At 41.6% G+C, this 20,179-nt stretch carries 17 protein-coding genes; 1 reads left to right on the top strand and 16 read right to left on the bottom strand.

Annotated features, from left to right (window positions below; translation table 11 throughout):
- Positions 1 to 52 precede the first annotated feature (52 nt).
- The 13 genes from WKI23_RS03540 to WKI23_RS03480 all read right to left on the bottom strand — a co-directional run bounded on the left by WKI23_RS03540 (position 53) and on the right by WKI23_RS03480 (position 17,066).
- Complete coding sequence (locus tag WKI23_RS03540; RefSeq protein WP_173262165.1) at positions 53 to 1,414, bottom strand: amino acid permease; 1,362 nt, start codon at positions 1,412 to 1,414, stop codon at positions 53 to 55.
- Between the two features lie 75 nt (positions 1,415 to 1,489).
- Positions 1,490 to 1,972, bottom strand: coding sequence for a transcription elongation factor GreA (greA, locus tag WKI23_RS03535; RefSeq protein ID WP_000818760.1), 483 nt, complete (start codon positions 1,970 to 1,972; stop codon positions 1,490 to 1,492).
- A gap of 61 nt (positions 1,973 to 2,033) precedes the next feature.
- Positions 2,034 to 3,698, bottom strand: coding sequence for an endolytic transglycosylase MltG (mltG, locus tag WKI23_RS03530; protein WP_368078970.1), 1,665 nt, complete (start codon positions 3,696 to 3,698; stop codon positions 2,034 to 2,036).
- A gap of 164 nt (positions 3,699 to 3,862) precedes the next feature.
- Entirely contained in the window at positions 3,863 to 4,411 is a 549-nt protein-coding gene (locus WKI23_RS03525; RefSeq protein WP_368078969.1) for an N-acetyltransferase, read from the bottom strand.
- Entirely contained in the window at positions 4,408 to 4,869 is a 462-nt protein-coding gene (locus tag WKI23_RS03520; RefSeq protein WP_368078968.1) for a GNAT family N-acetyltransferase, read from the bottom strand. The genes WKI23_RS03525 and WKI23_RS03520 overlap by 4 nt, the downstream gene beginning before the upstream one ends.
- 9 nt (positions 4,870 to 4,878) lie before the next feature.
- Positions 4,879 to 6,213, bottom strand: coding sequence for a UDP-N-acetylmuramate--L-alanine ligase (murC, locus tag WKI23_RS03515; protein ID WP_368078967.1), 1,335 nt, complete (start codon positions 6,211 to 6,213; stop codon positions 4,879 to 4,881).
- Positions 6,214 to 6,223: 10 nt separating this feature from the next.
- Entirely contained in the window at positions 6,224 to 6,841 is a 618-nt protein-coding gene (locus WKI23_RS03510; protein WP_368078966.1) for a cystathionine gamma-synthase, read from the bottom strand.
- Positions 6,842 to 6,888: 47 nt separating this feature from the next.
- Entirely contained in the window at positions 6,889 to 9,987 is a 3,099-nt protein-coding gene (locus tag WKI23_RS03505) for a DEAD/DEAH box helicase (RefSeq protein WP_368078965.1), read from the bottom strand.
- Between the two features lie 92 nt (positions 9,988 to 10,079).
- Positions 10,080 to 11,246, bottom strand: coding sequence for a MalY/PatB family protein (locus WKI23_RS03500; RefSeq protein ID WP_368078964.1), 1,167 nt, complete (start codon positions 11,244 to 11,246; stop codon positions 10,080 to 10,082).
- 7 nt (positions 11,247 to 11,253) lie between these two features.
- On the bottom strand, positions 11,254 to 12,348 hold the full coding sequence (locus tag WKI23_RS03495) for a cystathionine gamma-synthase (RefSeq protein WP_153224094.1): 1,095 nt from the start codon (positions 12,346 to 12,348) through the stop codon (positions 11,254 to 11,256).
- Positions 12,349 to 12,512: 164 nt separating this feature from the next.
- Entirely contained in the window at positions 12,513 to 12,968 is a 456-nt protein-coding gene (locus WKI23_RS03490; protein ID WP_368078963.1) for a hypothetical protein, read from the bottom strand.
- A 312-nt stretch (positions 12,969 to 13,280) separates the two neighbouring features.
- Complete coding sequence (locus WKI23_RS03485; RefSeq protein ID WP_175880947.1) at positions 13,281 to 15,239, bottom strand: peptide ABC transporter substrate-binding protein; 1,959 nt, start codon at positions 15,237 to 15,239, stop codon at positions 13,281 to 13,283.
- A gap of 204 nt (positions 15,240 to 15,443) precedes the next feature.
- Positions 15,444 to 17,066, bottom strand: coding sequence for a polysaccharide biosynthesis protein (locus tag WKI23_RS03480; protein WP_368078962.1), 1,623 nt, complete (start codon positions 17,064 to 17,066; stop codon positions 15,444 to 15,446).
- Positions 17,067 to 17,171: 105 nt separating this feature from the next.
- Between WKI23_RS03480 and WKI23_RS03475 the strand changes: the two genes are divergently transcribed.
- On the top strand, positions 17,172 to 18,617 hold the full coding sequence (locus WKI23_RS03475) for a UDP-N-acetylmuramoyl-L-alanyl-D-glutamate--L-lysine ligase (RefSeq protein WP_368078961.1): 1,446 nt from the start codon (positions 17,172 to 17,174) through the stop codon (positions 18,615 to 18,617).
- 46 nt (positions 18,618 to 18,663) lie between these two features.
- Here WKI23_RS03475 and WKI23_RS03470 read toward each other — a convergent pair whose 3' ends face one another.
- The 3 genes from WKI23_RS03470 to WKI23_RS03460 all read right to left on the bottom strand — a co-directional run bounded on the left by WKI23_RS03470 (position 18,664) and on the right by WKI23_RS03460 (position 20,100).
- Positions 18,664 to 18,855, bottom strand: coding sequence for a CsbD family protein (locus WKI23_RS03470; RefSeq protein ID WP_368078960.1), 192 nt, complete (start codon positions 18,853 to 18,855; stop codon positions 18,664 to 18,666).
- Positions 18,856 to 18,953: 98 nt separating this feature from the next.
- Positions 18,954 to 19,604: a DUF1803 domain-containing protein gene (locus tag WKI23_RS03465; RefSeq protein ID WP_368078959.1), complete on the bottom strand. Its 651-nt coding sequence runs from the start codon at positions 19,602 to 19,604 to the stop codon at positions 18,954 to 18,956.
- Complete coding sequence (locus WKI23_RS03460; RefSeq protein ID WP_368078958.1) at positions 19,588 to 20,100, bottom strand: YiiX/YebB-like N1pC/P60 family cysteine hydrolase; 513 nt, start codon at positions 20,098 to 20,100, stop codon at positions 19,588 to 19,590. The genes WKI23_RS03465 and WKI23_RS03460 overlap by 17 nt, the downstream gene beginning before the upstream one ends.
- Positions 20,101 to 20,179 lie beyond the last annotated feature (79 nt).

Genomic DNA, 20,179 nt, shown 5'->3' with positions numbered 1-20,179 from the left:
TAGACTGTCAAACTAGAAAAAACCCACCAACCTAAGTTGATGAGTTTCAAATCTATTTTCTAAATTTCCACTGGCTGTAAATCCCGAAACCGATAATCCAGATAGCTGAGCCAATTGCTCCGACAAATGTAGACTCTTGTAAAAAGAGGGTTACAAAGACAAAGGCAAAGAAGAGCATGGTTAAAGGATTTAGGAAACGATAATGGGGCATGAGATAGCCATCCGCCATAAAGTCCTGCGACTTGCGATACTTAAGGTGAGCCACCATAATCAAGATATAGATAGCGATATAGACACCTGATGATGATGCCGTAATCAAGGCAAAGGCATCCGAAACTCCTGGCAAGACGTTGATAAAGGCTGCTAGGGCAATCAAAATCGCTGAGGCAATGATGGCATTTTGTGGCACGTTGTGACGAGACAGGGTATCTGCTTTAATAGCCTTTAGGAAGCGATTTGGCGAATCATGGGCAATCTGATACAAGTGACGACCTGTTGAATAAAGGGTTGAGTTAAGGGCAGATGCTGCTGATGTCAAAACGACGAAGTTAATCAAGGCTGCTGCCCACTTGACACCGGCCAATTCAAATACTGTAACAAAAGGTGAATCAGCAGAGGCAAGCTCACGCCAAGGAATGATAGCCATGATGGCTAAGAGGGCACCACCGTAGAAAAAGGCGATACGCAAAGGAATTTCCTTAACGGCTTTTGGCAAGACCTGACGTGGATTTTTGGTTTCAGAAGTTGTAACCCCAATAAACTCAATCATGAGGTAGGCAAAGAACACCATCTGGAAGGCCATGACAAAGTTGACTCCACCATTAGGGAATAGTGAGAAATTGTCGGCGATATTGGCCAAACTTGCTACTCCATGAGGTGTCTTAAAGCCTGTCAAGACCATAAAGACTCCTGTCGCAATCATGGCTAAAATAGCCACAATCTTGACCATCGCAAACCAAAACTCAACTTCTCCAAAGAGCTTCACCGCAATCAGATTGACCAAGGCTAGAATGGTCAAAAATCCAATCTCAATCATCCAACTCGGCCAAGTTGGAAACCAAAATTGCACATAATGTGCGATAGCAGTGATTTCCGCCATACCGATAAAGACAACAGATAGCCAGTAAGACCAAACCGAGAAATAACCCCAGCCCTTACCCAAATGGCGCGTGATGAAGTTGATAAAGGTATGTTGCTCAGGATCTTGGTAGAGCATTTCCCCAACCGCACGCATCATGAGGAACATGAAAGCCCCAGTAATCATATAAATCAGTACAATGGAAGGACCTGTTAGGCTGATAGAGCGACCTGCTCCTAAAAAGAGTCCTGTTCCGATTGTTCCAGCGATGGCCATAACCTGTACGTGACGATTGGTCAGACCACGCTCCATCTTGTTTTTCTTCTTTGAACTCATATAGTCTCCAATTTCAATTTAAAATGGAAAAAGGAGTGAGTGAAGCGCACAGCCTCCCCACTCCTTTTTCTGTTTTTAGGCTGTTTTTTCAACCTTCAAGATTTTTACATCATAGCTACCAACAGGCGTTTCAATGGTTGCTGTGTCACCTGTTTTCTTGCCAATCAAGGCTTGTCCAATTGGACTTTCATTTGAAACCTTACCTGCAAAGGCATCCGCACCTGCTGAACCTACGATAATATAAACTTCTTCTTCGTCCTCACCAATTTCTTGGATAGTGACTGTTTTACCAATCGCTACTTCGTCTTGGGCAACTGCGTCACTATTGACGATTTCAGCATAGCGGATTTTTGTTTCCAAGCTAGAGATTTGTCCTTCAACAAAGGCTTGTTCATCCTTAGCTGCTTCGTATTCACTGTTTTCTGAAAGGTCACCGTATGAACGGGCAATCTTAATGCGTTCTACCACTTCTGGTCGACGAACCAATTTCAATTCTTCTAATTCTTTTTCAAGTTTTTCCTTTTCCTCAAGGGTCATAGGATATGTTTTTTCTGCCATTTTTCTCAACTTTCTTCTGATGATATTTTCGAAAGAAAATTATGTGAAGTATCACATAATTTTAGTTTGTTTGGTTTAACTTGCTGTTGACATGTTCAGCGACATTGCGGTCGTGGTCTTCTTGATTGTTAGCATAGTAGACCTTGCCTTCTGTGACATCTGCTACAAAGTAGAGGTTATCGCTCTTAGTTTGATTGATGCTTGACTCAATCGCATCCAGACTTGGACTATCGACTGGACCAGGCATGAGACCTACATTTTTATAAACATTATAAGGTGAATCAATGTTGGTATCAATCGCAACATCCTCAGCTAGACTGATATTTTGCCCCAGTTTTCCTTGGGCATACAAGATTGCAATATTACTTTGAAGTGGCATATCACGATTCAAACGATTGTAGAATACACCTGCAATGAGCTTACGATCTTCTGTCTTGGCACCTTCTTTTTCGACCAAGGAAGCAATGGTCAACAACTCATTGACCGTCAAATTTTTAGATTTGATAGTACTATAGTAAGGAGATAGGTTCTTATCCATAGCAGCTAACATCTCATCAATCAAGCTCTCAACAGTTGTGCTTTCCTTGATAGAGTATGTAGCTGGGAAAAGGTATCCTTCCAAACGATAACGAGCCCCACTTTCCTTTGTAGGCAAGCTTTCAAGTAGACTCGGATATTTGGCAACTTCTTGACTGATAAACGTCTCATCTTGAACTTTTGCCAAGAAAGCCTCCGCTGTCAAAGGCTCTTTGAAGTCACCTTGCAATTGACCCACAGCTTGAGCAATCTGATCCAAAGTATAACCTTCTGGAATTGTCAAAGTCGCAAGGACAGGTTCTTGTGGTTCATCTGTTCCACCTTTTTGCAATTCATGGATGATATCTTCTGTACTCATACTCTTTTGCAAATTGTAGTAACCTGCTTTCAAGTCGGTATAATTTTTATACTTGGCATAAAAGCTAAAAATCAGACCATGCTTTACCAAACCAGCTTTTTCAAGCGTCGTACCGATTTCTTGAACGTTTGAACCTTCTGGAATTCCAACAGTAACATATTTCTTAGAATTAGCATCAACAGGCTGTAAAGATGACTGAACATACTGGTAACCAAAGTAACCACCTGCTGAGAGCAAGGCAAGGAATACAAGGAATGAAATCACAAAAGCTTTCACATGTGACTTCTTCCCTTTCTTAGCTTTAACTGGCTTGTCCATTTCTCTACGGCTACGGCGTGGTGTATCGCTGATGATATCCACTGTTTCTGTAGCAGGCGTAGGTGTTTCTGGAACTGCTTGTTCTGCTTTTTTCTCTGCCGTCTTATAGGAAACAGCTACCCTCGTTGGGGTTTCATTATATTCTCTTTCAACTTTGTGAGGTCTAACAGGACCTGGACCTGGTCTTGAGCCACTTTCTTCCGCTGGAGAAGAAGGCACATCTTGACTTGGATGGGTTGGGGCAGCAGGAGTTTCTCTTTGAATCTCATCTGCTGGAGAAGTTGGTACATCTTGACTTGGGTGAGTAGGCGCAGCAGGAGCTTTTCTCATAATCTCCTCTACCGCTGACAAGGAATCAGCCATGAGTTCTTCAGCTGAAGGTTCATTTGCAGGAGTAGGAACTACTGCCTCATCTTCTTTCAGAACTTCATCATAGCCTTTTACTTTTTCTAAATCTCTCAGAATCTGCTCTTTAAAGCTTAATTTCTCTTCTTCTCTTGACTTTTCACTCAAAAGTTTTTCCTCCTTGTTGACAATCCATAATATTATATCTTAAAAGTCCAAGAAAAGCAACCTATGATACTTTTCCTAGCTTATTTTTTATACTGAGCAAACTAGGAAGCTAGCCGCAGGTTGCTCAAAACACTGTTTTGAGGTTGTAGATAAGACTGACGAAGTCAGTCACATATATACGGTAAGGCGACGCTGACGTGGTTTGAATTTGATTTTCGAAGAGTATTAGCTTCCCAGACCATATCATACCATGTTTCCCCTGCAAAGGTTGACTGGGACAAACCTTCGTTGACAAATCCATGTTTTTCATAGTAGGCGATGAGATAGTCATGACAGGTTAGGTTAATGCCTTCTCTCTCATATTCAAGAGCCAGTTCTTTCAGGGCCGATAGCAATTTCTGACCCAGTCCAAGGCCTTGTGCTTCCTTTGCAATCGACAAACAGGTGACAGAGATATAGCCACCAGGATTATGACTATAATCTTCTATTTCTTCTGTAAAGGACTGGTCTTGCAGATAGCGGTGGGGGCCAACTGGCCCTTCGATATAACCCATGATTCTGCCCTCTTTTTCTGCAACCAGAAAAGAGGTCTGTATTTCTCGCAAATGCGCCTCAAAGACAGACCGAGGAATTGCTTCTTCTATCGAGAAATTCTCTAGTTCAATCTCGACAATCCGATCCAAATCTGCTAGTTTTGCTTGTCTGATTTTCATTGTTCCTCCAGATAAAAGGGATTAAACCAAATCATACTAAAACCCTGGCTAGTTGCATAAAGGGAAGTTTCTTCATCAATAAAACCGTTCATTTCAAAATAGGAAAGCAGCTCATCAGGACTCTCCAAACGAATCCCTCTGTAATCCAGCTCAACTGCCACCTCTTTCAAGGCTGCAAGAAGAAGTGTTCCCAAGCCCTGTCTCTGATGATCAGCCTCGATGACTAAAGAGTGTATTTTTAGACATTGCGGATTGTCTGACTGAGGACTTGATAGAATATAGCCTAAAAGTTGATTTTCATACCTAGCTAGAAGAAAGGTATCCGCACACTTACGGATACTTTCTTCTAAAATATGGGAAGGTTGCTGCTTTTCAGCTGGAAAAGACGAAGTTTGAATTGCCTCTATCTCAGCCAAATCAGACTGACTTGCCTGAATGATCTTAATTGGAATTTCCATGGGAACATCCTATTGAACATTGCTTGTCAAGTTAGACAAGAGACGCTCAAATGAGTATTCATAGGTTTGGATGTCTCCTGCTCCCATAAAGACGTAAACAGCATTGTCATGGTCAAGGAGTGGAGAAACATTTTCAACAGTAATCACTTGGTGTTTCTTGTTGATTTTATTAGCTAGGTCTTCTACCTTGACATCCCCATGGTCTACCTCACGAGCAGATCCATAAATTTGCGCTAGATAAACGGCATCTGCTTGGTTCAAAGCATGAGCAAAGTCATCTAACAAGGCAATGGTTCTTGTAAAAGTATGAGGTTGGAAGACAGCTACAATTTCCTTGCTTGGGTATTTCTGACGAGCCGCATCCAAGGTCGCAATAATTTCTGTTGGATGGTGGGCAAAGTCATCGATAATCACTGTATTATTAACAATTTTCTCAGTGAAACGACGTTTGACACCCACAAAAGTTTTCAAGTGTTCACGAACCAATTCCAAGTCAAAACCTGCTGTGTAAAGAAGAGCAATAACAGCTGTTGCATTCATGATATTGTGGCGACCGAAACTTGGAATGTGGAATTGCCCCAAGTCTTGACCACGGAAATGAACCGTGAAGGTTGAACCAGTTGTAGAACGAAGGAGGTCGCTAGCTACAAAATCATTGCCCTCAGCTTCAAAACCATAATAATAAATCGGAGCATTGGCCGTAATCTTACGCAATTCTGCATCTTCACCATAGACAAAAAGCCCCTTGGTAATTTGTTTAGCATAGTCGTTAAAGGCATTGAAAACATCCTCTAGACTTGTGAAGTAGTCTGGGTGGTCAAAGTCAATGTTGGTGATGATAGAGTATTCTGGGTGGTAAGGCATGAAATGACGCTCATATTCGTCAGATTCAAAGACAAAATATTTGGCATTGGCTGAACCACGACCTGTTCCATCTCCAATCAAAAAGCTGGTGTCCGTGATGTGAGACAAGACGTGCGACAACATACCTGTCGTTGAAGTTTTTCCATGCGCTCCAGCTACTCCCATGCTAACAAAGTCACGCATAAAGCTACCTAGAAATTCATGGTAACGTTTGTAGCTGATACCATTTTGGTCTGCATAAGCAATTTCGACATTGTTATCTGGGCGGAAGGCATTTCCAGCGATAATTTCCATATCACCGTCTAGATTCTTTTCATCAAAAGGAAGAATGCTAATACCTGCCTGCTCCAGACCACGTTGGGTAAAGTAGTACTTTTCAACATCTGATCCCTGTACCTTGTGCCCCATTTGGTGCAACATCAAGGCCAAGGCACTCATCCCTGATCCCTTAATTCCGATAAAATGATATGTCTTTGGCATGTTTTCTCCCCTATTCTGTAATTCTTGTCAGATTCAACTCTTGGGCAACCCGACGTTCTTGTTCTGTTTGTTTACTTTTTTTATTGTAGATTTGACTCTTCTTTAGAAAATCATAGTTGTTTTTCTTTGGAGCAGGTGCTGACACTTCTTCATTCTTGGTAGGGATAGAATTGACTTCTTCCGCCAAGATATAATGAGACTGGGTCAATTTTTGGCTATATTTCACCAATTCACCAGGATTTTCCTTTTGGAAAGGCGCTGTCGGTTGATTGCCCTGTCTAAGGAGGCCAGATTGAGAATGACGTCTCGCACGGCTGAAATCCTGAGTTAGATAGTTAGCAGAGCGTTTCTTTTTCAAGTCTGCACGCGCTTCTTCACGCGCCACCTCCGCATAGCTCTTTCCTTCTTTTTTAACCCCTAAAGGAGCCTTTTTAGGTTTCTCTACTTGCTTTTCAATCGGTTTGACTGGTTTTTCTTCAGTAATAGGAGCCCATTCTAAATAATTTTTATCTCGATACTCACCCTTGATATTACTGATCAGATCAGACTCATCGTACAAGTTCATGACTGGCATTTCAGTCAACATGACCTCGTCATCTGACACCAATGGAAATCGTTCTTGTTTCATTTTCTATTTCCTTTCAACACTTCATTATAGCGTATTGTCTTGATTTTTCAAGTACTGGCTTCAGAAATTCCCAAAATTTCTCTAATTTCTGCTAGGGTCAGACTGCCACGTGACTCTGTGCCATCCAATACTTGTGACACCAGATGTTTCTTCTGTTCTTGGAGTTCCTGAATTTTTTCTTCAATGGTTCCCTTGGTCACCAAACGATAAACCTCAACCGTTTCTTCCTGCCCCATCCGATGGGCACGGCCAATGGCTTGCGCTTCCACCGCAGGATTCCACCAAAGGTCAACCAAAATCACTGTATCAGCACCTGTCAGGTTCAGACCGACCCCACCAGCCTTGAGGGAAATCAGAAAGGCATCTCGTTCCCCTTGATTAAAGGCCTTGGTCATGTCTTGTCTTTCCTTGGCTGGGGTCGAACCTGTAATTTTAAAGGAAGTCAAGCCCAAGTCTGGCAGTTCTTGTTCAATTTTCTCCAACATTCCCTTGAACTGTGAAAAAATCAAGACACGGTGTCCGCCGTCTGCTACCTGTAGCAGCAGGTCTCGGAGACTATCCAGTTTGCCACTGGCACCCTGATAATCCTCCATAAAGAGGGCAGGCGTGTCGCAAATTTGGCGCAAGCGCATCAAACCAGATAAGATTTCCACCCGACTTCGCTGAAATTCCTGATCTGACACTTGAGCCAGACGATCTCGCATCTGTTGCAACTGGGCTAGGTAAATAGCCTTTTGCTGGTCTTCCAGTTCATTCTTATAAACCACTTCAATCAAGTCTGGCAATTCAGTCAGAACTTCTTCTTTCTTGCGCCGCATAACGAAGGGCTTGATAAACTGAGCCACACGCTCGGCTGGCAATTTCATAAATTCTTTCTTACTTGGCAAGAGTCCTGGCATAACGATTTGGAAAATGGACCACAACTCACCCAGATGATTTTCAATAGGAGTTCCTGACAAGGCAAAGACTGAGGGCACCACAAACTGTCTCAAGGTCTGGGCAATCTTGGTCTGGGCATTTTTCATGACCTGAGCCTCATCTAAGAAAAGGAAGTCAAAGGCCATCCCCTGATAAAGATCACTGTCCTGACGGAAAGTGGCATAGCTGGTCACATAGATTTGATGGCTTTCGGCAAGAATCTCTTCACGACTCGTTTTCAAACCATGAACAACAGCCACATCCAACCGTGGGGCAAACTTCTGAAATTCATCTGCCCAGTTGTAGATCAAACCTGACGGAGCTAAAATCAAGACTCGACTTTCTTTTGTCACTTGGCTGGTCAAAAAAGCAATAGTCTGGAGGGTTTTCCCCAATCCCATATCATCAGCCAAAATCCCACCAAAACCATAGTGATGGAGCATTTGCAGCCAGCTGATTCCCTTTTCCTGATAATCTCGCAAATCAGCCTGAACCTGAGTTGCTTGTCGAGGAAAGTCCTCTGGATGCGTCAAATCGTGGGCCAGATTCTGGAATTCTTGTGAGAAAGAAACACGGTCTCGCCCTTCAAAAAGATGAGCTAAACTGTAGGCCAAGGATTTCCGAGCCTGCAAGGAGCCATCTTTTAGTTCAAATTGCCCCAGTTCTTGTAAATTTTGGCGAATTTTCTTGGTTTCTTCATCAAAAAAGTAGACTTGATTGGACGAATCGATATAAAAATCTTGATTAGCAACCAAGGCCTGCATGGCTTGGTCGATTTCCTCCTGAGCAATATCTTGAAAATCAAACTGGATTTCCAAGAGACCTCCCTTGGAAGCAATCTGCACTTGAGGGCTTGCCAGACTATAAAGTTCTTCTAGCTTGTCTGATAGGTCAACATTCCCGAGTTTTTCAAAGACAGGAATGATTTCGTGGAAAAAATGATAAACAGACTCTGCTTTTAGGGCCTGACGCCAAGATTGAAAGTCTGCTTCAAAACCAGCTACCAAACAGACTTGGAAAATTCTTTCTTCTATGTCCGCGTCACTCGAAAAAGGTAATTCTTCTAGCTCTTGTCGGCTAGATACCTGTCTATCCCCATAGTCAAACTGGATTTCCAGACGAATCCGATTGTCCTTTTCCCTGTCAAAGTAAAACGATGGAGAAAACGTTTTGATTTGTAAGCGTTCTGGAGTTGAGACAGTTCCCATCTGGCCAAAAAGAGTCAGACAAGAAGCCAACTTATCGCGGTCACTGCTATCAAATTGTAGGAATTTTTTCCCATGTTGATCCAAAGGCAGCGCTTTGATTTCCTTAAGAAGACGCATCTGCTGGTCTGTTAGAAAATAAACCTGTCCTTTATGGAACAGCACAGCTCCCTGATAAAAGACATTGACCCTAGGACTCTCACTGATTTCCATTTCAAAATAGTCCGAGTATTCTGTTACTGTAAAGGCAAATAGATTAGCACCAACATGCAAATCCTGAAAAAGCAGGGTCTGGTAGCTACTCACTTGGTGGTCAAATTGAAAATGGGGTAAGGCCATCAGTAAATTCACACCCTGCTCAAAAAAGGTCAGAGGAAAAAAGAGGTGCCGACCTTGGTTTTGGAAAAAGAGGTCTGGTGCCAATCCTTCCTCCATTAGTCCGCGCAAGAAAGTCAGAAGTTCTTGGCTAGCCTCATCAAAAGCTTCCCAAGACAAGGATTCCTCATAAGTTTTGCCAATCATATAAGACTTTCTCTGCTCGACAATCCTTAAAAAGAGTGGAATGTCTCGAATGACATAGTATTTTTGGCTATTTATTTGCCCTATTCTAAGGGTCCACAAGATATGATTGGTTCCTGCTTCCACCTGCCCCACAGCCGATAATTCATAGGCACGTTCTGATTTTGGAGACAAGATTTGGTCCAAAAATTTGCCACCCAAGGTCACCTTGGTTTCAACGGCCTCTTTTTCTTCATGACCTTCTTCCAGACTCTGCAAGATTTCCTGACCACGCTCATCATTTTTTAAAAAATGCTCCAGCGCCGCCAAATGCACACAGTAGCCCCTCTTTTGGAAAAAATCGCAGGCACAAAAAACCAAATCATCCTCTAAACTATAGCGCAATTCTTCTTCTGCAACGCGAGCATAGAGCCGATTGTTCTTTTCCTTGATGATGTCAACCTTACCAGTTTCATAAAGGGCAACGCCTTCGATACGGACTTTCCCCGGAATCAATTTAGCCATATTTTCACCTTTACCTTATCTTTTTATTATACCATATTTTCGCCTATGAAAATAGCCTTCTAGGAAGACTTTTCTCCTAGAAGGCTGGATTTTTAACGTTTAGCAAAAACAGTCACAATCCGCTGACAAACTTCTTGCAACAGAGATTTGGGCATGGCTACATTGAGGCGGGCATGGAGACTTCCTTCCTCCCCAAAATCCAAACCACGGTTGAGGATAACCTTGGCTTCATTTCTCAAAAGCTCTTGCAATCTTTCATCAGTCAGGTCATAGGCTGAAAAATCAAGCCAAATAAGATAAGTCCCTTGCGGTTTCATGACCTTGATTTTAGTTTCTTTGCCAAATAGATCGACCACATAATTGATATGGTCTTCAAAGACTTGCTTGAGTTCTCCCAGCCAATCCTTCCCATAACGATAAGCAGCTTCTGTCGCCAAATAACCCAAACCTGAAATTTCATGCTGATTATTAGCCAACTGACGTTTCTGGTAAGCCGCTCTCAACTTAGGATTTTCAATGACTGCATAGGAATTTTTTGTCCCAGCAATGTTAAAGGTTTTAGTGGCACTAGTCAAGACAATCGCAAATTCTTTAAAGGCAGGGTTGATGGTATTGAAGGAATGATGCTTGTGACCAAAGAGAGCCAAATCTTGGTGAATCTCATCTGAAACCAAGAATACACCGTGTTTTTGGCAGAGTTGGCCAATCTTCTCCAACACTTCTTTTTCCCACACACGTCCACCAGGATTATGAGGGTTGCAGAGGATATAGAGTTTGACATCCTCTTCTACCAAATCCTTCTCCAGTTGGTCAAAGTCAATCTCAAACAAACCATCCTTTTCCACCAAAGAATTGGTAATCAATCTGCGGTTATTCAACTTGACACTGCGAGCAAAAGGTGGGTAAACTGGTGTGTTAATCAGAACTGCCTCGCCTTCTTTTGTGAAGGCTTGAATAGCTGTTGAGATGGCTGGTACCACACCCTCGATAAAGACAAGGGCTTCTTTGTCAAAGTAGTAACCGTGTTGTGTGGCTTCCCACTTTTGAACTTCCTTAATTAAATCATCACTAGCATAAGTATAGCCATAAACCAACTGGTCTGCGTAAGTCTGCACAGCTTGGCGGATTTCAGGCAAAACTACAAAGTCCATATCCGCTATCCAAGCTGGTAGGACTTCGCTATCCGTTTCCGCCTCTTTCCATTTATAGGTATGATGCCCTAAACGATTGGGCAACGTCGTAAAATCATATTTTCCCATCTTTATCTTATCCTTCCAAGGCTTGGCGCAAATCTGCAATCAAATCTCTAGCATCTTCAATTCCGATTGACAAGCGCAAGAGGTCATCTGTCAAACCATAAGAATGGCGCACTTCTGCCGGAATATCAGCGTGAGTTTGAGTCGTTGGATAAGTAATAAGACTTTCCACTCCACCCAAACTTTCCGCAAAAGAGAAGACCTTGAGGCTATTCAAGATATGAGGAATGCGTGTTTCATCCGCTACTTTAAAGGAAATCATACCTCCACGACCAGTGTAGAGAACTTCCTTAACTGCTGGAGAATCCTTCAAAAAGGCAACCACTTCTTGGGCATTGGCAGTTGAGCGCTCCATACGAAGAGACAAGGTCTTGAGACCACGAATCAATTGATAGCTGTCAAATGGAGACAAGACTGCCCCTGTCGTATTGAGATTGTAAAAGAGTTTCTCGTATAGTTCTAAACTATTGGTCACAACCACTCCAGCCAAGACATCATTGTGCCCTGCCAGATACTTAGTCGCTGAATGGAGAACAATATCCGCACCATCTTCAATCGGACGTTGGTAGATAGGACTGTAGAAGGTATTGTCCACCACCACTTTGGCACCTTTAGCATGAGCCAATTTTGCCAGTTTCTCAATATCAAATTCCAACATCAAGGGATTGGTTGGGGTTTCGATATAGAGAACATCCACGTCCTTCTCCAACTCGGCAATCAACTCTTCTTCTGTATTGGCATAGGTAAAATGGAAACGGCCTTCCTGCTCCACTTGGTTGAACCAGCGGAAAGAACCACCGTAAAGGTCACGCACTGCTAAAACCTTACTACCTACCGGAAAGACGCTAAAGGCCAGCACAATAGCTGACATCCCTGAGCTAGTTGCTAGGGCATAATCTGCTGACTCAATGGCTGCCAAGACTTCCTCTGCCTTACTACGAGTTGGGTTTTTAGTGCGTGTATAGTCAAATCCAGTAGATCGACCAAACTCTGGGTGCTGATAGGTCGTTGAAAAATGTAGCGGTGTTACCAAAGCTCCTGTCGCTTCATCTGACTTGATACCCGCCTGGGCCAAAATTGTGTTGATGTGTAATTCCTTGCTCATACAATACCTCCAAATCTATAGTAACTATTGTACCACTTATTTTCATCAACTCATTTTCTTCTTTTCAAGAGCTAGTTATAGTTTCAAACTATACACTTATCAAGTAAAGCTAAAAAGAATCCAGAAAATATTCCAGATTCTTTTGTGACAATGATTGATAGGGTTTACTTGGACCGAAAGAAATTCTGTTGGGCTAAATAGTCATAATGCTCTTTGTTAAATTGATACTGACCCACACGCTGACTAATCTGACCGACATCCACGGAAAAAATATAGTCTTCATTTTGATAGTTCCAGTTCAGCCTAACTGTATTCAAGACTGGCTTATAAGTAAAATCTTTAACTTGATTCCAAGGCATCTCAAGGACTTGATTAAAACGATTTTCAGTTACATCACTGACGTCCATCAAATAGATCCCCTTAGATGTGAATGCCAGAATCTTAGGCTTCACACTCGACTGAACATAGTAGGCTCCTCCTACAATGAAGAAATCAATAAAGGATTTCAACCATGTCTTTTTCTTGAAAGCCATCAGAAAATTCTTTTGCCCTTCAATACGACAAGTTGACAGAAATGATGCAATCTGTTTTTCTGTTGCAAACTCCATAATAGCGCCCATAATGTTACCTCCATAACGATTAGTAAATAGACAGATAAGAATTCTTCACTTAAAGAAGAACCTATCAATTATTACGTTTTATCTTACTTTTCCAGTAAATGACATTTCTCCTATAACATTACCCTAGCATGTGCATACTTCAATCAATATTGGGTAGATTTTCGAAAATATCGTCTCACATTTTTATTATATTCATTATACCATAAATTCAAGAAACAAAGAAAAAAATGTGAGACTTTTCTTCCAAATTTTCCATCATTCTATATAAAAACGACAGTTTCTTTCAAAACCATCGTTTTTCTTGAAAAATCCTTATTTGACATGTTTCGCCAATTCTTCTTGGGCTTTTTTATTAGATTCTTCTTTTTCTTTCAACCATTTTTCTCTGGCTTTTGCATATTCGTCTGTTGTGACTGTCTTATCTTGTAATTTGAGGTATTTATAGGATTCAACCCCTTTATTACCAGCCAATGAATATGGTGTTGAGAAAGGAACGATTTTTCTCAATGTTGGTGTTCCACCAAGTGAAACATTTGGAATTGCTAGAGAGCTATCTACTAACCAAGCTTGGATTTCAGCATACTTTTCATAGCGTTTTGCAATATCTTGTTCCTTATTAGCTTCTTCCAACATTTGAGTGTAGACATCCAATCCAACAGCCTTGGCCTTGTCATTGGCTTCACCTGGCTCGAGTCCAAGACTTTGTAGAACCCCACCATTCTTGACACTAAAGATATCAAGATAGCTAGATGGATCAAGATAGTCCGCACTCCAACCACCATTGTAGAGATCGTAGTCTTTTTGCGCAGCTGTTTGAGCTAGATAACCTGAACTATCATAGTCCTCTGTAGAAAGTAGGTGGACATCAATCACAACATTTTCTGCACCTAAGACAGACTCAATTGATTGCTTCATGGAATTGATTCCTTGAATTTCAGCCTTATTGGTCAACTCTATATTTTTATCTAAGTGGATAGGGAATGTTACCCCCTTAGCTTCTAATTCTTTCTTAGCTTCTGCAAATTTGGCTTTGGCTTTCTCTGGATTGTAGTATGGATCTTGGGCATCCGCGAAGTTGATTCCTTGCCATTCCTTACCATAATTGACCATCTTAGAAGCCACTACTTCACCAAAGTCTTTTCCCTTGATACTTACGAAGTTTGGAGGAACAACCAAGTTACGCAAAATCTTAGTTGCACCATCTTCTCCTTGAGATTGAGCCCCGTAAGCTGTCCGATCATAGGCAAAATTAATAGCTTGACGGAAGTTTTTATTAAGAACCGCTTCTTGAGTCGATTTCTTTTCAGCATCACTTGTCTTGGAAGTGAATTTATAAGATTGTCTATCCAGATTAAAGTTTAAGAAGTAAGAAGTGGCATCTTGCATGCTATAGACGATATCATCTTTGTATTTTTCTTTAATTCCTTCATAACTTGAACTATTCGGATAGAGACGAGCGTAGCTATAGGCTCCGTCTGTAAAGTTACGAACAAGAGCGTCTTGGTCACTACCATCATAGTAGGTCAATTTGACATCATCTACAAAGACATTTTTAGCATCCCAGTAGTTAGGATTTTTCTTGTATTCGATGACAGATTTTGAAACAAAAGCTTTCATCAAGAAAGGTCCACTGTACAAAATATTAGCAGGGTCTACCTTCCCAAAATCATCCCCTTTTGATTTCAAGAAATCTGCATTGACTGGGAAAAGAATGGTTGAGGTTGTTTTTGAGTTCCAGTAAGGTTCTGGTCGAGCCAAGGTGTATTGAACCGTTTGGTCATCAAGTGCCTTGACTCCGACAGTTGAAAAGTCGCTTGTTTTCCCAGTGATATAGTCATCCAAACCTGCAACAGAGTCCTGCACTAGATACAAGGCTTCTGAATTTTTATCAGCTGCATATTGCAAACCGGTTACAAAATCCTGAGCAGTTACAGGTGCATATTCTTCTCCCTCAGAAGTAAACCACTTAGCATCCTTACGAAGTTTGTAGGTATAGGTTAAACCGTCCTTAGAAACAGTCCAATCCTCAGCCAAGGATGGAACATAGTTCCCATATTGGTCATTTTCCATAAGACCATCTACCAGGTTGGTCACAATATCATTTGTTGTTGCACGGTTTTCTGCTAGATAGTTCAAACTAGATGGATCACTTGAGTAAACATAATTGTATGTTTTTGATGCTGTGCTAGAATTTCCACAGGCACTCAATAAAACTCCTGTACCCAGGACAAGACCTGCCAAGGTTAGATATTTGCTCTTAGACTTTTTCATTTCCAGAACCTCCTGCTTTAAATATTTGTTTTATTATACAACGTTTAGTTTGTTTAGTCAATAATTTTTTCCAAAAAAATCGAAAAAGACCTCATCTTCTACTTTTAAAAGATAATTTTAGCTATTTTGACGCTAAAAAAGGAATAAGTTTCAAGTTCTCCTAAAAGATTGTTCAACTTATTCCTTTTATTTATAAATGCTACCTTACGAAAGCTTAAATTTTGCTCGCAGGCGATCTGCTTGGGCTTTTCCTATTACCTTATCTAATAAATAGGTACGCAGACTCATAACCATATAAAGTCCACCCCCCATGGCACCGACAAGAGCTACATAAAGGAAACTCCACAAACGCCCGCTTGGTTGGAAGACAAATCCTAAAATCCACTGGATGGTTCCTATTAACAGAAACATGACTAGGGTCAGCAAACTGATTAAAATGGTTCGCTTCAAAATCACCTTGCGCTTGACACCCGTTACCTTACAAATATCCCGATACATCAAAACATTAGGAATGATGAGAGCGATAGTTGTGGAAATCAAAGGACCATAACTGTGAAAGAGGGCGATGGTAGGTATTTGCAAGATAAATTTGGCAATAGAACCATAGATAAAATAGAGAACGGCCTTGCGATTGTGGAACATAGCCTGAAGCATTGGAGACAAGACCATGTACAAGCCTAAAATAATAGACTGCAAAACTGCAAAGACAAATAAGCCCAGAGCCAAACTATCTGGCTTACCATAGAAGACCGTATAAAGAGGTTCTCCTACCATAACCACTCCAACCGTTGCTGGTAGCAGAAACATAAATAGTAGGGTGAGACTGTCCTGAACGAGACGAGAAGCCGCCTTCAAGTCCCCCTTGACATAGTTTTCCGTCAAAAGTGGCAAACCAACACTCCCAATTGAAACCCCTACAGAAATCAAAATCATCGTGATTTTATTAGGATTGGCTGAGAAATAAGAAAACATGACAACCAAGTCCTCATTACTATAGTTGGTAAACCAGCTCATACTATTGATAAAGGTCAGCTGATCCAAAATCTGGAAGAGCTGGATGGCAGACCCTGTCAAGATAAAAGGAATGGCTTCCTTAATGGTATCGACCAAGAGACGCTTGCTGTTTATCTTATCTCCTGTTTCAAGGACTCTTTTGAGTAAACCTTCTTGGGCAAGGAAATAGATCAAGACTGCAAAACTAGCTACCATACCAACAAAGGCTGCAAAGGTTGATTGGGTAACGGCTGCTAGGTAATCTCCTGAACCAAGTTTCATAATGATAAAGGTTGCTAGGAGCATCCAGATAACACGAATGACCTGCTCAGCGATTTGGCTCATGGCATAAGGTTTGAGGTTATTCATCCCTTGGAAAAATCCTCGGATAACACTCATAGACGGGAAAATCAAGACTCCCCAAGCCAAGCTTTGCATGATTGGGATCAAGTCTTTGCCCACGCCAGATAAGTCTGCTAGCCAAGGAGCAAAGATATACAAGACTAAAGCAAAAACCAGACCTAGTCCTGTCATAAATCCTAAAAAGCTCCGAATCAGGGCAAAGCTATGCTCCTCTTCTCGCATGGTATTGTACTTGGCAACTTGCTTGGCCACCGCAACTGGAATCCCCGCTGTTGAAACCAGCAAGAACCAGGCATAGATATTGTAGCCCATGGTAAAGAGACCATTGGCCGTAGCCGCATAAGACCCCATCCAGATGTACCAAGGGATAATGTAAATAGCCCCGAGTAGGCGACTGATAAAGTTACTAGCCGTTAGCCAAGCAGTCCCCCGTAACATCTGGGCCTGCTGGTGATTGTTTTCGTGCGACATAGATTCCTCATTCAATTTTGATAACTAGGAAAAACTCCTCACCTTCCATTATAAACTTTTCCTTGTCACTTGTAAATTTACGACTTTCGGTTTACAATAGAAAGTATGATAAAGATTGAAACCGTATTAGATATATTAAAGAAAGATGGTCTCTTCCGTGAGATTATCGACCAAGGACACTACCACTACAACTACAACAATGTCATCTTTGACACCATCTGCTATGACAGTCGAAAAGTAACAGAAGACACTCTTTTTTTTGCAAAAGGCGCTGTCTTTAAAAAAGAATACCTTCTTTCTGCTATAACACAAGGCTTAGCTTGGTATGTAGCTGAAAAGGACTACGAAGTCGGTATCCCTGTCATCATTGTGAACGATATAAAGAAAGCCATGAGTTTGGTAGCTATGGAATTTTATGGAAATCCGCAGAAAAAACTTAAACTCCTGGCCTTTACTGGAACCAAGGGTAAGACAACAGCAGCCTATTTCGCCTATAACATCTTATCTCAAGGGCACCGACCTGCTATGCTCTCGACCATGAATACAACTTTAGATGGCAAGACTTTCTTTAAGTCTGCATTGACAACCCCTGAGAGCATTGACCTCTTTGACATGATGAATCAAGCTGTGCAAAATGACCGGACCCACCTCATCATGGAAGTCTCCAGTCAAGCCTATCTGGTCAAACGTGTCTATGGTCTAACCTTTGATGTGGGAGTTTTCCTCAATATCAGCCCAGACCATATCGGCCCGATTGAACACCCTAGCTTTGAAGACTACTTCTACCACAAGCGTCTCTTGATGAAAAATAGCCGAGCAGTCATCATTAACAGTGACATGGATCACTTCTCAGTCTTGAAAGAACAAGTGGCAGATCAAGACCATGATTTCTATGGTAGCCAATCAAATAATCAAATCGAGAATTCCAAAGCCTTTAGCTTTTCAGCTAGTGGGAAACTGGCTGGTGATTATGATATCCAACTGATTGGTCACTTCAACCAAGAAAATGCAGTTGCTGCTGGACTTGCCTGTCTCCGTCTCGGAGCAAGTCTTGAGGACATCAAAAAAGGAATCGCTGCAACCCGCGTTCCTGGTCGTATGGAAGTCCTCACTCAGAAAAACGGAGCCAAGGTTTTCATCGACTATGCCCACAATGGGGATAGTCTGAAAAAACTCATCAATGTGGTTGAAAGTCATCAAACTGGAAAGATTGCTCTGGTTCTGGGTTCGACAGGAAACAAGGGAGAAAGTCGTCGTAAGGACTTTGGCCTCCTCCTCAATCAACATCCTGAGATTCAAGTCTTTCTGACTGCTGATGACCCTAACTATGAAGACCCAATGGCCATTGCAGATGAAATCAGTAGCTACATCAATCATCCTGTTGAAAAAATTGCGAATCGCCAAGAGGCCATCAAGGTGGCAATGACCATCACTGAACAAGAACTCGATGCTGTCATTATTGCTGGTAAGGGAGCCGATTGCTACCAAATCGTCCAAGGTAAGAAAGAAGCCTACCCAGGAGATGCAGCCGTCGCAGAAAATTATTTATAAGATAGAAAAAATCAAGGGAAATGAAACCCTTGATTTTTTTCTATCTTTATTTAAAAGCGTTTTTCAAACCTTCAACGGCACCTTCTACAGCACCTTTAGCGTCTTCAACTACTTCTTTTGCCTTAGCAACTGTCTTTTCTACAGCGCCTTCTGCTTCAGTCTTGCTATCCCCAGTAACTTTACCAAATCCTTCTTTGATAGCGCCTGTTGCTTGATCTACTGCATTTTCCAATGACATAGCCAATCCTCCTTCATTTATTCCGATGGATGTCATCGGTTACATTAGTATAAACTTATCGGTAGATAAAGTCAAACAATGTGCTCAGAAACAAGAAATCAGACCAAGTAGAAAGTTAATCTGTCCTTATCAAAATCGATATCCAACTCATACTTTCCATCTTCATTTTGGACAATATAACCTAGGACAACTAAACTGTCCACAAAGATATCACGGCGTTTCTGCATAAGCTGGTCTTTTTTGAGAAATTTCAACAAAAAAGTCGTCATATACTTGAGGGCATACTCAGGATTAACATCTCCCAAAATGTCATAAAGTTCCTGCTGTTTTTCTGTCAAAGGATACTGATGTTTGACCTTGTAGAAATAATTAGACAAGGTCATTTTTGTACGCGCAAAATCTGTCTTTTCAACTAAAATAGCTGCATTGGTTTGATTGCGCAATTCCGTCTCAAAACACTGCTCCAACAAGGCTTGATAGACCGGACTATCTTCGCTGACAAAAATCTCTTGATCCAGTTCGAGACTATCGAGCGACACCAGCATGGGAAGATTAAGGTAATAGCGCTTATTTTCCCGTAGAATCAAGCCTGCCTTTATATACTCTTCCATGAGTTTGTCAACTGCTACATCTGGAAATTGAGTCTTAATTTCCCGTAAAATCACATCCTCATGCTGATCCAGATAGCGGATCAGTTCTCCAAAAAATGGCTGTCTCGTCAAACGAGATGGATTAAAAATCTGAATCATGAAGATTCCTTTCTTTACATTTTAACAGAGGCGATGCTGCCAACTGACTGGGATTGGTCCCAGCTTGGTTCAGAGGAACAGGCAGACCTAGTTCTCTGTAATACTCCCTCCAAAAATCACTAATCGCCTGCTCCCCATCCCCAAATTTCATAGGTATGTTTTCAAAAATGGGGAGAATTTCTGCCATGTACTGGGAACAGTAAAAACCAGCTCCATCTGGATAGAAAGAAGCATTGTAGGGTGCTCCTAGATGTTTGCAAGCTCTTTCCTTCACCGAATGGATATCCATTTCTGGGTAAACATAGATGTCGTACAAATGATTGGGCTCAAAGAAGTCTGCTGATTCCTGACAAACAACACCAGCCTGTCCACTAGCATGGTAAATCATCCCATCCAAATAAATGGCAACATGATTATAGTTGCCTGTGGAAGTCTGGATTGCCTGTCCCATATCTGACTCATCTCTCACAAAAATCAAATCGCCATTTTCTAACACGCTTCACTCCTAGAAAAAAAGGAGCCGAAACTCCTTTCGATATAAGGCAAACTAGCCTTTCCGATTTTGAACTGACACC

Source organism: Streptococcus pseudopneumoniae (genome assembly GCF_038148955.1).
Classification (GTDB): domain Bacteria; phylum Bacillota; class Bacilli; order Lactobacillales; family Streptococcaceae; genus Streptococcus; species Streptococcus pseudopneumoniae_T.
Note: the sequence above shows the minus strand (reverse complement) of the source record. Positions and strands in the feature narration are given on the sequence as shown.